The sequence below is a fragment of the Azospirillum canadense genome (genome assembly GCF_025961225.1).
GTDB lineage: Bacteria > Pseudomonadota > Alphaproteobacteria > Azospirillales > Azospirillaceae > Azospirillum > Azospirillum canadense.
Map to the genome: position 1 here is coordinate 501,014 of NZ_JAOQNG010000010.1, position 14,734 is coordinate 515,747.

14 protein-coding genes are annotated in these 14,734 nt (G+C 69.9%); 9 read left to right on the plus strand and 5 right to left on the minus strand.

The window, feature by feature from the left end:
- From M2351_RS38060 to M2351_RS38070, 3 genes are all read left to right on the plus strand, one after another.
- A complete protein-coding gene (locus M2351_RS38060) occupies window positions 1-1,236 on the plus strand; it encodes a sensor histidine kinase (protein ID WP_264661172.1) in 1,236 nt (411 codons plus the stop codon).
- Window positions 1,237-1,380: 144 nt separating this feature from the next.
- Complete coding sequence (locus M2351_RS38065; protein WP_264661173.1) at window positions 1,381-2,055, plus strand: exopolysaccharide biosynthesis protein; 675 nt, start codon at window positions 1,381-1,383, stop codon at window positions 2,053-2,055.
- Between the two features lie 24 nt (window positions 2,056-2,079).
- Window positions 2,080-3,384, plus strand: coding sequence for a hemolysin family protein (locus tag M2351_RS38070; RefSeq protein WP_264661174.1), 1,305 nt, complete (start codon window positions 2,080-2,082; stop codon window positions 3,382-3,384).
- Between the two features lie 122 nt (window positions 3,385-3,506).
- Here the strand turns inward: M2351_RS38070 and rodA are convergent, their stop codons facing one another.
- From rodA to M2351_RS38085, 3 genes are all read right to left on the minus strand, one after another.
- Entirely contained in the window at window positions 3,507-4,679 is a 1,173-nt protein-coding gene (gene rodA, locus M2351_RS38075) for a rod shape-determining protein RodA (protein ID WP_264661175.1), read from the minus strand.
- 168 nt (window positions 4,680-4,847) lie between these two features.
- Window positions 4,848-5,042 (minus strand): hypothetical protein, encoded by a 195-nt coding sequence (locus M2351_RS38080; RefSeq protein ID WP_264661176.1) that lies wholly within the window; start codon window positions 5,040-5,042, stop codon window positions 4,848-4,850.
- A 171-nt stretch (window positions 5,043-5,213) separates the two neighbouring features.
- On the minus strand, window positions 5,214-5,807 hold the full coding sequence (locus tag M2351_RS38085) for a hypothetical protein (RefSeq protein ID WP_264661177.1): 594 nt from the start codon (window positions 5,805-5,807) through the stop codon (window positions 5,214-5,216).
- Between the two features lie 129 nt (window positions 5,808-5,936).
- Here M2351_RS38085 and M2351_RS38090 point away from each other — a divergent pair, with 129 nt between their 5' ends.
- The 5 genes from M2351_RS38090 (at window position 5,937) to M2351_RS38110 (ending at window position 11,283) form a co-directional block, all read left to right on the plus strand.
- The gene (locus M2351_RS38090) at window positions 5,937-7,349 is read left to right on the plus strand and encodes a cytochrome P450 (RefSeq protein ID WP_264661178.1); all 1,413 of its coding nucleotides are present in this window, start codon (window positions 5,937-5,939) and stop codon (window positions 7,347-7,349) included.
- A gap of 130 nt (window positions 7,350-7,479) precedes the next feature.
- Window positions 7,480-8,400, plus strand: a complete 921-nt coding sequence (gene osmF, locus M2351_RS38095) for a glycine betaine ABC transporter substrate-binding protein OsmF (protein ID WP_264661179.1) — start codon at window positions 7,480-7,482, stop codon at window positions 8,398-8,400.
- A gap of 18 nt (window positions 8,401-8,418) precedes the next feature.
- The gene (locus M2351_RS38100; RefSeq protein ID WP_264661180.1) at window positions 8,419-9,579 is read left to right on the plus strand and encodes an ABC transporter permease; all 1,161 of its coding nucleotides are present in this window, start codon (window positions 8,419-8,421) and stop codon (window positions 9,577-9,579) included.
- Window positions 9,576-10,505, plus strand: coding sequence for an ABC transporter ATP-binding protein (locus M2351_RS38105; RefSeq protein ID WP_264661181.1), 930 nt, complete (start codon window positions 9,576-9,578; stop codon window positions 10,503-10,505). Before M2351_RS38100 ends, M2351_RS38105 begins: the two co-directional genes overlap by 4 nt.
- A gap of 10 nt (window positions 10,506-10,515) precedes the next feature.
- Window positions 10,516-11,283 carry an ABC transporter permease gene (locus M2351_RS38110; protein WP_319801967.1) on the plus strand — a complete coding sequence of 256 codons (768 nt, stop codon included), beginning with the start codon at window positions 10,516-10,518 and terminating at the stop codon, window positions 11,281-11,283.
- A gap of 149 nt (window positions 11,284-11,432) precedes the next feature.
- Here the strand turns inward: M2351_RS38110 and lysM are convergent, their stop codons facing one another.
- Window positions 11,433-11,903, minus strand: coding sequence for a peptidoglycan-binding protein LysM (lysM, locus tag M2351_RS38115; RefSeq protein ID WP_264661182.1), 471 nt, complete (start codon window positions 11,901-11,903; stop codon window positions 11,433-11,435).
- A 149-nt stretch (window positions 11,904-12,052) separates the two neighbouring features.
- On the opposite strand from lysM, the gene M2351_RS38120 reads away from it, so the two are divergent.
- Window positions 12,053-13,033, plus strand: a complete 981-nt coding sequence (locus M2351_RS38120) for a S1C family serine protease (RefSeq protein WP_264661183.1) — start codon at window positions 12,053-12,055, stop codon at window positions 13,031-13,033.
- 210 nt (window positions 13,034-13,243) lie between these two features.
- Here the strand turns inward: M2351_RS38120 and gndA are convergent, their stop codons facing one another.
- Entirely contained in the window at window positions 13,244-14,677 is a 1,434-nt protein-coding gene (gene gndA / locus M2351_RS38125) for an NADP-dependent phosphogluconate dehydrogenase (RefSeq protein ID WP_264661184.1), read from the minus strand.
- Window positions 14,678-14,734: the final 57 nt, after the last annotated feature.

Sequence of the window (14,734 nt, forward strand, 5' to 3'; positions counted from 1 at the left end):
ATGGACGCGCTGGTCCTGGCCTGCGACTTCGACGGACGGCTGCGGACGGCCCACGCCATCGGCGCCGGCCTTCCGGAGTTGCATCCCGAGGCCCTGCATTCCGAAGCCGGGCGCCCCTTTCCGATGCTGTTCGGGCCGGACGCGGTCGGGCGCGCGCTCGACCTGTTCGCGGATCTGCGGCGGATGGGGTTGGTGCTCGACCGGCCGCTCGCGTCGCCGGTCGAGCAGGGCGGTACGCTCTACCTGTCCGGGCGGCGCGATGCGGAGGGGCTCGTCCTGACGGTCGCCCGCGTGCCGATGGCCGTGCGCGCCATCGCCGAGCAGGTCGCCGGGGAGGACCCGGCGCTCGCCCTGCGGGTGCGGGCGCTGGGTGCGGTCCGCCCGGACGGCGGCGGGTTCCCGGCGGATGAGGCCTCGGTCGAGGCTCTGTTCGAGGAAATGTCGCGCCTCAACAGCGACCTTGCCAACGCCCAACGCGCGTTGGCCAAGGCGAACAGCGAGCTGGCCGCCAGCAACGAGCAGAAGAACCGGCTGATGGGCATGCTGGCGCACGACCTGCGTTCCCCCCTTCAGGTCGTCGCCGGCTTCGCGCAGATCCTGGAGGAGCGGCTGGACGGCCGGCTGGAGGACGCGGAGCGCAGCTGCGTGGAGCGCATCCGCGAATCCAGCCTGTTCATGCGCCATCTGGTCGAGGACGCGCTGTCGCTTGCAGCCGTGCAGGCCGGGCGGCTGCGGCTGGTGCCGCGGCCGACCGACCTTGTCCGGCTGGTGCGGCGGAACGTCTCCATGAACCGGGTGTTGGCCGATGGCAAGGCCATGACGATCGAGCTGTCCGTGAACGACGACGCCCTAGGCACGGTCGAGGTCGACCCCGCCAAGGTGGAGCAGGTGCTCAACAACCTGTTGTCCAACGCCATCAAATACTCCGACCGCGGCGCCCTGATCCGGGTGACCGTGGGCGCAACGCCGGAGGGGAGCGTGGGCGGCGTCCCGCACGCCCGCATCGTGGTGGCCGACAACGGCCGGGGCATCCCGGAATCGGAACTGGGGCAGCTGTTCCAGCCCTTCGGCCGGTCCGGCACGCTGGGCACGGCGGGGGAGACGACGGTGGGCCTGGGCCTTTACATCTGCCGCACAATCGTCGAGGGGCACGGCGGGCGCATTTCGGTCGATTCGGCCCCCGGGCGGGGTTCGGCCTTCACGGTCGACCTGCCGGTCGGCTCAGCAAATCATTGATACACAATGGTTTCGCGCCTCCGCTCACATGGCCACTGGCGCCCGCCCGGCTGATCCTGTAGAAGGGACTCCTCTGATGCTGCGTCGCGAAAGGTCCATGGGTTTACCCTCCCGCTGCCACGCACGGCCCCCGTGGGGAGCGCCGTGAGCGACGGCCAATCTCCCGAGGGCCGACCTCCCAAGACGTCCACCGGTTCCGAGGCGACGGCGGACGCGTGCCGCAATCCCGCCTCGGCCCTGCTGGACGACTTCCTGTCGCACGACCACGGCGAGCGCATTGCGCTGGGCGACCTGATGGGCATCCTGGGCGACCGGGCCTTCGGGGCGCTTCTTCTTCTCCTGTCCATTCCCAATGTCCTGCCGGTTCCGGGCCTGTCCACGGTGACCGGGCTGCCGATGATCCTGATCGGCGCCCAGATGCTGATGGGGCTCGACCGGCCCTGGATGCCGCGCCGCGTGGCCGCCGCCACGGTGGACCGCGACGCATTCCTGCGCGTGGTCAAGCGCGCCCATCCCTATGTCGACCGGCTTGAACGCCACCTGCGCCCGCGCCTGCCGGCGCTGACCGCGCCGACGGCGGAGCGGCTGCTCGGCCTTGCGGTCATCGTGCTGGCGACCATCCTGGCGCTGCCCATCGTCTTCGGCAACCAACCCCCGGCCTTCGCGATCGCGCTGATCGCGCTGGGCCTGATCGAAAAGGACGGCGCCTTCGTCGCCGCCGGCCTCGCGGCCGGGCTGGCCGCCATCGCCATCGTCGCCGCGGTCGTGCTCGGGCTCGGGCAGGCCGCGATTCTTCTGTTCCACAAAATCTTCGGTTGAGGGAGCGCCCGCGGGCACGACGCCATGATCTGGGAAGTACTGGTCATCATTTTGCTGATCCTGCTGAACGCCTTTTTCGCGATGTCGGAAATGGCGCTGGTGTCGTCGCGCCGCGCGCGGCTTCAGCAGATGGCCGAGGAAAAGCGCAGCAAGGGCGCCCGCGCCGCACTGGCGTTGACGGAGGACCCCGGCAACTTCCTGTCCACGGTGCAGGTGGGCATCACGCTGATCGGCATCATCGCCGGCGCCTATGGCGGCGCAACGCTCGCCGACCGGCTGGGCGTGATCCTGGACCGCGAGGTGGCGTGGATCGCCCCCTACGGGCAGCAGGTGGCCTTCGCCATCGTGGTGGCGCTGATCACCTATTTCTCGCTGATCGTCGGCGAGCTGGTGCCCAAGCGCATGGCGCTGGTGAACGCGGAGCGCATCGCCGCCTCCGTCGCCGGCCCCATGGGCACGCTGTCGCGGATCTGCCTGCCGCTGGTCTGGCTGCTGGGCGTCTCGACCGAAGGGCTGATGAAGCTGCTTCGCCTGCCGACCGCGCGCGAGCAGACGGTCACCGAGGAGGAAGTGAAGAGCCTCATCAAGGAAGGCACGCAGAGCGGCGTCTTCGAGCCGGCCGAGCGCAAGATGATCGAGGGCGTGTTCCACCTGTCGGACCGGACCGTGCGCTCCATCATGACGCCGCGCCCGGATCTGGTGTGGCTCGACCTCGACGACCCGTCGGACGCCATCGCGCGGGAAATCCACGGCAGCGGCTATTCCCGTTTCCTGGTCTGCCGCGGCGACGTGGACGAGGTGCAGGGCATCGTGTCCAGCAAGGCGCTGCTCGACCAGTCGCTCCAGGGGCAGCCCTTCAACCTGCGCACCGCGATGGTGAAGCCGCTGGTCGTGCACGACGGCACGCCGGTCCTGCGCCTGCTGGAGCTGTTCAAGCAGGCGACCGTGCACATGGCTGTGGTGGTGGACGAGTATGGCAGCGTCGAGGGCATCGCCACCGTGACCGACATCATGGAGGCCATCGCCGGCGAGATGCCCGAGCTGGGGCAGGAGGCCGATGGCGGCGCTGTGCAGCGCGAGGACGGCTCCTGGCTGGTCGACGGCATGACCCCGATCGAGGAGGTTGAGGCGCTGGTCGGCATGAAGGGCCTGAAGGGCGAGGGCGATTTCCACACCATCGCCGGCTTCATGCTCGACCACCTCGGCCACGTGCCCACCGCGGCGGAGCATTTCCACTGGGGCGGCATGCGCTTCGAGGTGGTGGACATGGACGGCCGCCGGATCGACAAGGTGCTGATCCAGCAGAACGAGGAAGTGTCGGAGGGGTAAGCGGGCGGGGCGTCGATCGGCGCCCGTTCCGTTGGGATTCACCACCAAGGCACCAAGGCACCAAGAATCCACGACGTGTCCAGTGCGGGGATTCTTGGTGCCTTGGTGGTGAAAATCCGACCTTAAACGTCGGTGACGCCGCTCTTCGGGATGCGGATCTCGCGGTGGACGGACATGCTCAGCAGCAGGCCGACGCCGATCATCAGGGTCATCATCGCCGACCCGCCATAGGACACCAGCGGCAGCGGGATGCCGACGACCGGGATCAGCCCCATCACCATCGACACGTTGACCATGACGTACAAGAAGAACTGCGCCGTCATGCCGACCGCGACAAGGCGGGCGAACTGGCTGCGGCAGCTGAGCGCGATCACCACGCCGTAGATCAGCAGCATCAGGTACAGCGCCAGCAGCGTCAGCGCGCCGACCATGCCGAACTCCTCCGCCAGCACGACGAAGATGAAGTCGGTGTGCTTCTCCGGCAGGAACATCAGCTGGCTTTGCGAGCCGGCCATGAAGCCCTTGCCGAACAGCCCGCCGGAGCCCAGCGCGATCTTGGACTGGAGGATGTTGTAGCCGGCGCCGAGGGGATCGGTCTCCGGCTCCAGGAAGGTGTAGACGCGCTGCTTCTGGTAGTCGTGCAGGAATTCCCAGGCGATGGGGATGGCCGACAGGCCGCCGCCGATGACCAGAAGGAACTTCCAGATGCGCACCCCGGCCGCGAAGAAAACGGCGCCGCTGCCCATGATCAGCAGCAGCGAAGTGCCGAGGTTCGGCTGCATCAGCACGAAGGCCACGGGCGTGAAGACCAGCAGCAGGGGCGGGATCAGCAGCAGCGGCCGCCCGATTTGGTCCAGCGAGATTCCGTGGAAGTAGCGGGCGAGCGCCAGGGTCAGCGCCGGCTTCATCAGCTCCGACGGCTGGAGCTGGAAGAAGCCGAGGTCGATCCAGCGCTGCGCGCCCATGCCGATGCGGCCCATCAACTCCACCGCGACCAGCAGTCCCAGCACCAGGACGAAGATCACGTAGGCCGACTTCATCAGGTACCGGATGTCGATCAGCGCGATGCCCAGCATCAGGACGAGCCCGGGGATGGAGCGCACCAGCTGGGGCTGCGCCCAGGGCTTCCAGTTGCCGCCCGCGGCGGAATAGAGCAGCCCGACGCCGACGGAGGTGATCACGCAGACCAGGAGCACGAGGCCCCAGTTGATCATGCGAAACTTGCTGCCGAGCGTGAGTTGCGGGCGCTGCGGGGCCAACCCGCCCGACCCGTGGTTCGAAAGGACCGCGACCATGAGAGACGCTTGTTGTATCGGGATGGCGGCGCTCTCCGGCCCGCCTTGCGCGCCGGATACTGCACGAGGGACGGCCCCCGGTAAAGCCGCCCGGCTTCCCCGGCCCGGAAAAGGCACGGATAGCGGGGATTGTCGGGGTTGGCCCCCGCCCGCCGCCCTATGCTCCGGTCAGGAGCAGGGCACCCCGCCCGCGCCGAACAGGATGGCAATGGTGGCGCTCACCGCCTCCGACAGGCTCGCGCTTAAGTGGCGGGCCCGCAAGGCTTCTGCTGCCAAGTGGAGAGCGGCGTCTTCAGTGAAACGTCCGCTTGCAAAACTAAAGACTTCCGAGACAATTTGGCAGTCTCCGTCGTCGATGGTCATTTTGTGTCTCTAACCTCGATTTCTTGAGGCAGACGGTAGAGGCGATTTGACTAACAATGTGTTGACGACGCTGATCGCAAGCCTTTTCGGGGCATTGGTCCTATTCTTGCCTTAGTCGGTTCGTGGTTCGGACGAATCCGATCCGGATCCGGGCCGGAGGCCAATCCGTCCTCAGTGCGTGAAGCCGCCGCGCGCCATGGCGAGATGGTGCGCCTGATGGTGGCTTCCCTGCACCATGATGCCGATGAAACCCAGGCCGCGGATGCGGGCTGCCTGTCGCGCGTCGGCGGAGGTGACCGTCAGCAGCACGCCGTCGGGCAGGGTTTCCGTGGCCATGGTCCAGCCGTCGGTGCCGTTCATCTCATGCGCGTGCGCCGGAACCATGCGGCGGATGGCGTCCAGCGAGCGCCCGGCGCCGGTGACCGCAAAGCGCGCGCCGCCGTCGATGGCAGTCGCCGCGGCCGCCGCGTTCAGCGTGACCTCGTTCAAGTCGATCAGGTGCCGGCGCAGCGCCTCGATGTCCACCTTGGTCCAGTCGGTGTTGGGATCGGCGTCGAGGATGGCGACGATCTCCTGGATCGTGCCGAAGGCGTCCTGGCCGGGCAGGGTGGGGGTGACTTGCGCCGCCGTGGCGCCGTGGGTCATCCCGGCGTGGTGGGCGGCGTGGTCCATGGGCATGGGCGTCTGGGCGGGCGTTTGGGCGTGGGCCGCGCCGGTGGCGAGAAGCAGGATGGACAGGGCGAGCGCTGGGGTGCGGGTGGTCATGGCGTGCTCCGGTCGGGCTGGCGGGCGGCGACGGACTTGGGCGACGGGCTTGGAAAGTCGGCCGGCGGCTTTCATTATAAGCGGTGAAAGGGCGAAGCGTCGCGAGCGATTGCGCGAGGAGGATCCGCCATGGCCATGCACACCGCCGCACCCTGGGCCACACCGTGGGCCACCCCCTTGGTCGTCCCGCCGGTCCCGCAGCCGCAGCCGACCGACCTGTCGGCGTGGCAGCTGCTGACCGCCTTCCGGACCAACGCGCTGACCTCCTGGCCGCGGCGGGCCTACGAGGACTGGGTGCTGGAGCGATCCGTGTTCGGGCGGCCGAGCTTCCTGCTGAACGATCCGGAGGCCATCCGCCGCGTGCTGGTGGACAATGACGCCAACTACGCCCGCACCCCCGCCGCCATGCGCGTGTTGCGGCCCATCGTGGGCGAGGGCGTGCTGCTGTCGCGTGGCGAGACTTGGAAGCGGCAGCGCCGCACGCTGGCCCCGGCCTTCACCCCGCGCACGCTGCCGATGCTGGCCCGCCACGTGGCGTTCGCCACGGAACCGGCGCTGGACCGGCTGGGCGGGATGGCCCGGGCGGGGGCGGGCGTGGACATTCTCAACTTTATGCAGGCGCTGGCGCTGGACATTGCCGGGCGGTCCATGTTCTCGCTGGAGATGGAGCGGTTCGGCCCGGCGCTGCGCGGCATGATCCAGCGCTACAACGAGCGGCTGGCGCGCCCGCACCCCAGCGACTTCTTTGTGCCGTTGTCCATCCCGACGGTCTGGGACCTGCTGCGCCGCCGCTTCCGGCGGGAGTGGATGGGGCTGGTCGAGAGCATCATCGCGGAGCGAAGGCGGGCGGGGAGTGTTGGGGTGGGTGGCGCGCGCGACCTGCTGGACCTGATGGACGAGGCGCGCGATCCGGAGACGGGCGCCGGCTTCACCCCCGACCAGCTGCGCGACCAAGTGGCGACGCTGATCATGGCCGGGCACGAGACGACGGCGCTGGCGCTGTTCTGGGCCTGCTGGCTGCTGACCCAGGCGCCGGACGTGCAGGAGCGCGTGGCGGCGGAGGCGCAGGGGGTGGACATCACGCCCGAGTCGGCACTGGAGGCGGTGGCGCGGCTGCCCTACACGCGGGCGGTGGTGGACGAGGCGATGCGACTCTACCCGCCGGCCTTCGCCATCGTGCGGCTGGCGCTGGGGCCGGACCAGGCCGGAGGACTGGACATTCCCAAGGGATCGGTTGTCATGGTGGCGCCCTGGGTGCTGCACCGGCACCGCGGCTTGTGGGCGGAGCCGGACGCCTTCAACCCGGAGCGATTCCTCCCCGGCGCCCCGCCGCCGCCGCGATTCGCCTTCCTGCCCTTCGGGGCCGGGCCGCGGGTGTGCATCGGCGCGCAATTCGCCCTGACCGAGGCGGTGCTGGTGCTCGCATCGCTGTTCCACCGCTTCCGGCTGGAGATGCCGGCGGGGGCGCGGCCGGCGCTGCCCGTGGCCGTGGTGACGACCCAGCCGGACCACGCCCCGTCCTTTCGGGTGATCCCGCGCTGACCATTCGAAGCCCCTTGCATGCGGCAAGCTGGCGGAAAGCCCGGCTTGCCGTGGCGTCGATTGGCCCCCATCCTACCTGCAAAACGAAACCTGTGCGGGAATGGAGGGGGCAGTGGCGATAAAGGTGTCGATGAAGCGGGCGATTGGGGCGGTGGCCGCCCTGGCACTTGGAGTGCTCCTGTCCTCCGGGGCGGCGCGGGCGGCGGACGCGGTCCGGGTCAGCTCCAAGCTGGATGCGGAGAGCGGGCTGCTCGGCACCATGATCCTTCAGGTGCTGGAGGCCAACAACATCCCGACCGAGAACAAGATCCAGCTCGGTCCCACCAAGATCGTGCGCAGCGCGCTGCTGGCGGGGGAGATCGACGTCTATCCGGAATACACCGGCAACGGCGCCTTCTTCTTCAACGTGGACAGCGACCCGGTGTGGAAGAACGCGGCCGGCGGCTACGAAACGGTCAAGCAGTTGGACCTGGACAAGAACAACATCGTCTGGCTGAAGCCGGCCCCGGCCAACAACACCTGGGCCATCGCGCTGCGCCGCGACGTGGCGGCGCCCAACAAGCTCACCACCATGGAGGATTTCGCGCGCTGGGTGGGCGGTGGCGGCAAGGCCAAGATCGCCGCCTCGGCCGAGTTCGTGGAGAGCCCGGCGGCGCTGCCCTCCTTCCAGAGCGTCTATGGCTTCACGTTGAAGCCGGATCAGATCCTGGTGCTGGCCGGCGGCGACACGGCGGCGACCATCCGTGCGGCGGCGGAGGGCACGTCCGGCGTCAACACCGCCATGGTCTACGGCACCGACGGGGCCATCGCGGCGCTCGACCTCGTCGTCATGAAGGACACGAAGTCCGCGCAGATGGTCTATGAGCCGGCGCCCACGGTGCGCGCGTCGGTGCTGCAGGCCTATCCGAAGATGCGCGAGGTGCTGGAACCGGTCTTCGCGTCGCTCGACGAGGAGACTCTGCGGTCGCTCAACGCGAAGATTTCGGTGGAGGGGCAGGATCCGAAGCAGGTCGCCTCGGCCTACTTGAAGTCCAAGGGGTTCGTGAAGTGACCGGGCAACCGTAAGGGAATGCCCCACCGACCCATCCTGCACAATCGCGTTGCACTGCTGTTGGCCGCCGCGATCGCCGCGGCGGCGCTGACGCTGCCGTTCCTTGGCTTCGCGCCCAACCGGCTGCTGTCCGGACGGCCGGTCGCGCTGTGGGCGGCACTGGTCGGGCCGCTGGATTGGCTTGTCTTGCTGCCGGGCGTGGTGGTGCTGGCGGTGCCGTTCCTGCGGCCGGGGCGGGCGGTGTCCGCGGCTTATGTGGCGGCGGGGGTGCTGCTCGCCGTGGGGCTGGTCTGGCTGGCGGGGGCGCAGGCGGCGCGGCTGGCCGCCAACGCGGCGCCGGCGGCGCGCACCTCCTTCGGCGCCGGCTTTTGGGTAATGGAGGCGGCGGCGCTGCTGGCCGCCATGGACGGCGTGCGGCGCCTGGGGCTGGCCCCGGCGTGGCGGATCGCCGTTGGGGCGGCGGCGGCGGCGCTGATCGGGCTGCTGCTCGCCTCCGGCCGGCTTGACCAGCTGTCGATCCTCAGGGAATACGCGAACCAACGGGACGTCTTTGCCGCCGCTGTGGCGCGGCATGCGGTGCTGGTGGCCGCGGCGCTGGTGCCGACGCTGCTGATCGGCGTGCCGCTGGGCGTGCTGGCGCAGCGGGTGCCGCGGGTGCGGCGGGCGGTCTTCCCGGTGCTGAACGTCGTCCAAACGGTACCGTCCATCGCGCTGTTCGGGCTGTTGCTGGCGCCCCTGTCGGCGCTGGCGAACGCCCTGCCGGGGCTGGGCATCGCCGGGGTCGGGCCGGTGCCGGCGGTGATCGCGCTGACCTTCTATTCGCTTCTTCCCATCGTGCGGAACACGGTGGAGGGGCTGGACGGTGTCCCGGCGGCGGTGCGCGAGGCGGCGCGCGGCATGGGCATGACCAAGCGGCAAATCTTTTGGAAGGTCGAGGTGCCGCTGGCCCTGCCGGTGTTCCTGTCGGGCTTGCGGATCACGCTGGTGCAGGCGGTCGGGCTGGCCGCGGTGGCGGCGCTGATCGGGGCAGGCGGGTTGGGGGCGATCATGTTCCAGGGGCTGTTCGCCAACGCGCTGGACCTTGTGCTGCTGGGGGCGGTGCCGGTGATCGTGCTGGCGGTGGCGGTCGACGCGGCGCTGAAGCTCGCCGTTTCATTGTTGGGGAGGCGTGCGGCGTGATCACGTTCGACCGGGTGACCAAGCGGTTCGAGCCCTGGACGGCGGTGGACGGCGTGTCCCTGACCGTGGAGGCGGGGGAGTTCTGCGTGCTGATCGGCCCGTCGGGGTCGGGCAAGTCCACCCTGATGAAGATGACCAACCGGCTGATCGTGCCGGAGGAGGGGACCATCCGCGTCGATGGCGAGGATATCGCCACGCTGCGGCCGGAGGATCTGCGCCGGCGCATGGGCTACGTCATCCAGAATGTCGGGCTGTTCCCGCACTGGACGGTGGAGCGCAACATCGCCACGGTGCCGACCCTGCTCGGCTGGCCAAAGGCGCGGGTGCGCGACCGGGTTTCGGACCTGCTGGACCTGCTGAAGCTGGACGCGCGGCGCTTCCGCGACGCCTACCCGCACCAGCTCTCCGGCGGGCAGCAACAGCGCGTCGGCGTCGCCCGCGCGCTGGCCGCGGAGCCGGCCATCCTGCTGATGGACGAGCCGTTCAGCGCGCTCGACCCGATCACGCGCGGGGCGCTTCAGGCGGAAATGACGGCGATCCACAAGGCGACGGGCACGACCATCGTCTTCGTCACCCATGACATGGACGAAGCGCTGAAGCTCGCCAACCGCATCGCCGTGCTGGACCACGGCCGGCTGGTCCAGTTCGGCACGCCGCTGGACATCCTGCACCACCCCGCCAACGACACGGTGCGCGACCTGATCGGGCGCGAGGACTGGGGGCTGAAGCTGCTGGCGGTGGAGACGGTGGGCCAGCGCGTCCGGCCGGAGGAGGACGGCGCGATCGGCGCGCCGCTGCCGGCCGACGCCCCGCTGCGCCAAGCCATCGCGGAGATGGTGGCGCGCGGCACCGACCGGCTGCCGGTGGTGGACGCGGGCGGGCGGCCGGCCGGCGTGCTGCACCTGTCCGACGTCGTGCGGTCATGAGGGTGCGGTCATGAGGGCCGGCTCCACCACACTGCGCTGGCGGATGGCCTTCCTGACTGACCGGCTGACGCTGGCGGTCGCGGTGCTGGTGGCGCTGGTGTTGGGCATGCCGCTGCTGAAGCCGCTGTTCGCCGCGGCCTTCCCGACGCTCGACCGGCCGCTCTACGAGGCGGACAGCTTCCTAACGCTGACGCTCGACCATCTGGCGCTGGTCGGGCTGTCCAGCCTGACGGCGGTGGTGGCGGGCTGCGCCGCCGGCATCTTCGTGACGCGGCCGTCGGGGGCGGAGTTCCGCGGCATCCTGGAGGCGGTCGCCGCCATGGGTCAGACCTTCCCGCCGGTGGCGGTGCTGGCGGTGGCGGTCCCGGTCATGGGGTTCGGGGCGCAGCCGGCCCTGATCGCGCTGACGCTCTACGCCCTGCTGCCCATCGTAGAGAACACGGTCGCCGGGCTGGAGGGCGTGCCGGAGTCGGTGCTGGAAAGCGCGCGGGGCCTCGGCATGGGGCCGGTGGAGCGGCTGTTCCGGGTGGAGCTGCCGCTGGCCGCCCCGGTGATCCTGGCCGGCGTGCGCACGGCGGTGGTCATCAACGTGGGCACCGCCGCGATTGCCTCCACCGTGGGGGCGAAGACCCTGGGGCTGCCGATCATCGTCGGACTGAACGGGTCGAACCAAGCCTATGTGATCCAGGGGGCGGTGATCGTCGCAGCGCTGGCCGTGGTGCTGGACTTCGGTTTCGACCGGCTCGCGGCGCTGTCGGTGCGCTGGCGGCGGGGGTGAGGTGGGGGTGGGGAGTGGTTGTGCTGTTTCCCCCACCCTAACCCTCCCCCGCTGGGCGGGGGAGGGGACTGCCGCTGCACGTTTGCGATAGTCCTGTCTCCCTCCCCCGCCCAGCGGGGGAGGGTCGGGGTGGGGGCCCAGCGCGACGACTACCGCGGCGGGATGCGCAGGACCTGGCCGGGGTAGATCTTGTTGGGATCCTTCAGCATCGGCTTGTTGGCCTCGAAGATCCGGTTGTAGGCCGAGGCGTCGCCGTAGACCTGCTTGGCGATGGCGGACAGGGTGTCGCCCTTCTCCACGGTGTGGAACTGGGTCTGCTGGCCGGGCTGGCTGGAGGGCGGCATGGTCGGCTGGTCCTGAGCGGAACCCACGACCGCCGTCTGGTCGTCCACTTTCGACACGCCCTTCACGTTGCCGAGCGCCACCGCGATCTTTTCCTTCTCCTCCTGCGAGGCGACGGCGCCGCGCACGGTGACGGTGTCGTCGGCGACCTGGATGTCCAGCCCATTCGTCGGCAGTCCCATCTGCGAGACGTGCGACTTCAGCTGGTCGGCCGTCGGGGTATCGGTGTCGCTGACCTTTTCGCCGAACTCGCGGCGGAAGAAATCGAACAGGCCCATGGCTGCCTCCCTTCGTTGATTCGAACTGTGACAACACCGGGAGGCGGCCGGGGTTCTCCCTGGGGGGTTCACGAATCGGGGGGCGCGGCACACTTACTCCTTCATGGAGCCCGTAACGAGCAATGCGGCCCCAGGTTAAGGAGACAGCGATGCAATCGTCCGACGACTGGCGGATCCCGCCGGAGTTCCAGCCCGACCCGGATGCCGTGGGCTACGACCTGGACCGCGCGCTGTCCTGCATGGTGGGCCTGCGCGCCATGATTCCGGAGGATGCCTACACCGCCGACGTACTGGGAACGGAACGGGCCGGGCAGGGGGCGGTGATCCGGGCGGATGGCCTTGTCCTGACCATCGGCTACTTGATCGTGGAGGCGGAGGAGGTCTGGTTGACCACCATCGACGGGCGCGCCGTCCAGGCGGACGTCGTCGGCTACGATCACGCCAGCGGCTTCGGCCTCGTCAAGGCGATGCAGCCGCTCGGCACGCCCGCGCTGGCGCTGGGCTCGTCGAAGCGGGCGGAGGTCGGCGACAGCGTCGTGGTCGCCGGGGCCGGCGGGCGGGAACACTCGCTCCAAGGGCGGATCGTCGCCCAGCAGGAATTCGCCGGCTATTGGGAATACATGATCGACGACGCGCTGTTCACCCTGCCGGCGCACCCGAATTGGGGCGGCACGGCCTTGCTGGGCTTCTCTGGCGAGTTGCTGGGCATCGGGTCGCTCCAGCTGCAATACCGGGCGCCGGGCGACCGCATCCTGCCGCTGAACATGAGCGTGCCCATCGACCTGCTGAAGCCGATCCTGGACGACCTGCTGACCAAGGGGAAGGTGGAGGGGCCGACGCGCCCCTGGCTTGGCCTCTACGCCACGCAGGACGAGGAGGAGCGGGTAGTGCTGGTCGGGCTGGCCGGCGACGGCCCGGCCCAGCGCGCGGAGCTGCGCGCCGGCGATGTGGTGCGCGCGGTGGCCGGGGAGCCGGTGGGGACGCTGGCGGACTTCTACCGCGCGCTGTGGGCGCTCGGGCCGGCCGGGGTCGACGTGCCCATGACCGTGGAGCGCGAGGGCGACGTGTTTGAGTTGCGCGTGGGCTCCGCCGACCGGGAACGCTTCCTGAAGCAGGGGCGGCGGCATTGAGAGAGGTGAGTGGTTGCGCTGGGCCCCCCTCCCGACCTCCCCCATCTTCGACGGGGGGAGGGGTTGAGCGTCGGAGCGGAGGAGTTCGCTCCCCCGCTCTCGGCGGACCGAAGGTCCGCCTGCCGCGTCAGCGCAAGCTTCGCTTGCGCGGGAGCGAAGATGGGGGAGGGTTAGGGTGGGGGCCCAATTCGACTATTCAGCCCCGCACAGTTACGCCGGTTTCCACTCCGTGTGGACCATGCCCGGGCGGTCGATGCGTTCGTAGCCGTGGGCGCCGAAATAGTCGCGCTGGGCCTGGATCATGTTCGCCCACAGCCGGCCGCTGCGGTAGCCGTCCCAGTAGGCGAGCGCGGAGGACATGGCGGGGACCGGCACGGAGGCCAGCGTCGCCTGCGCCACGACGCGGCGGAAGCCGGTGTCTCCCTTGGTCATCAACCCGGCGATCTCCGGGTCGAGCATCAGGTTGGGCAGGTCGGGAGCCCGGTTGAGCGCCGCCAGGATGCGGTCGAGCAGGCGGGCGCGGATGATGCAGCCGCCGCGCCAGATGCGCGCCACGGCGGCGAGGTCCACGTCCCAGCCGAACTGGCGGCTGCCGGCGGCGATCACCGCGAAACCCTGGGCGTAGACGGCGATCCGCCCGCCAAGCAGAGCGTCGCCGACGGAGGACACCAGATCGTCGGGCGCCGCCGCGGTGTGGGAGGGGAAGGCGGCCGCGGCGCGGATGCGCTCGTCCTTCAGCGCGGACAGGCAGCGGGCGTGCACGGCCTCCGCGATGGTCGGGGCGGGCATGCCCAGCTCCAGCGCGGTGGTCGCGGCCCAGTGGCCGGTGCCCTTCTGGCCGGCGGCGTCGCGGATGATCTCCAGGATCGGGGAGCCCGTCTCGGCGTCCTTCGTCCGCAGGATGTCGGTGGTGATCTCCATCAGGTAGGAGGCCAGCTCCCCCCGGTTCCACTCCGCGAAGCTGTCGGCCAGCCGCTCGTAGGAGAAGCCGCCGAGATTGCGCAGCAGGTAGTAGGCCTCGGAGATGAGCTGCATGTCGGCATATTCGATGCCGTTGTGGATCATCTTCACGAAATGGCCCGCACCCTCCGGCCCGACGCGGGCGAAGCAGGGATCGCCGTCCGGGGCGCGGGCGGCGATGGCGGTCAGCAGCGGGGCGACGGGGGCCAGCGCCTCCGCCGGACCGCCGGCCATCAGGGAGGGGCCGCGCCGGGCGCCTTCCTCACCGCCGGACACGCCGAGGCCGACGAAATGCACGCCGCTCTGCTGGGCCAGCGCCGAGCGCCGGTTGGTGTCGCGGAAATGCGAGTTGCCGCCGTCGATCAGCACGTCGCCCGGCGACAGGCGCGGCAGCAGGGCGGACAGCAGCGCGTCCACCGGCGCGCCGGCCGGCACCATCATCAGGATGGTGCGCGGCGCCTTCAGGGCGCCCAGAAGCTCCTCCGGCGAGGCGCAGGGCACCGCTGCGGCGACATGGGCGGCGAAGTCGGCGCGGCGGCCGGCGTCGAGGTCATAGCCGGCGACCTTGGCCCCGTGGTCGGCCAGATTGGCGGCGAGGTTGCGCCCCATCACACCCAGGCCAACCACACCGATATCGGCAGCACCGTTCCCAACACCGGGGGTGGCCGAGTTACCCTGCACCATCACAACGAACTCCCGTCGATTCTCTTTTTCATAAACTCCGCCTTCCTAAACTCCGTC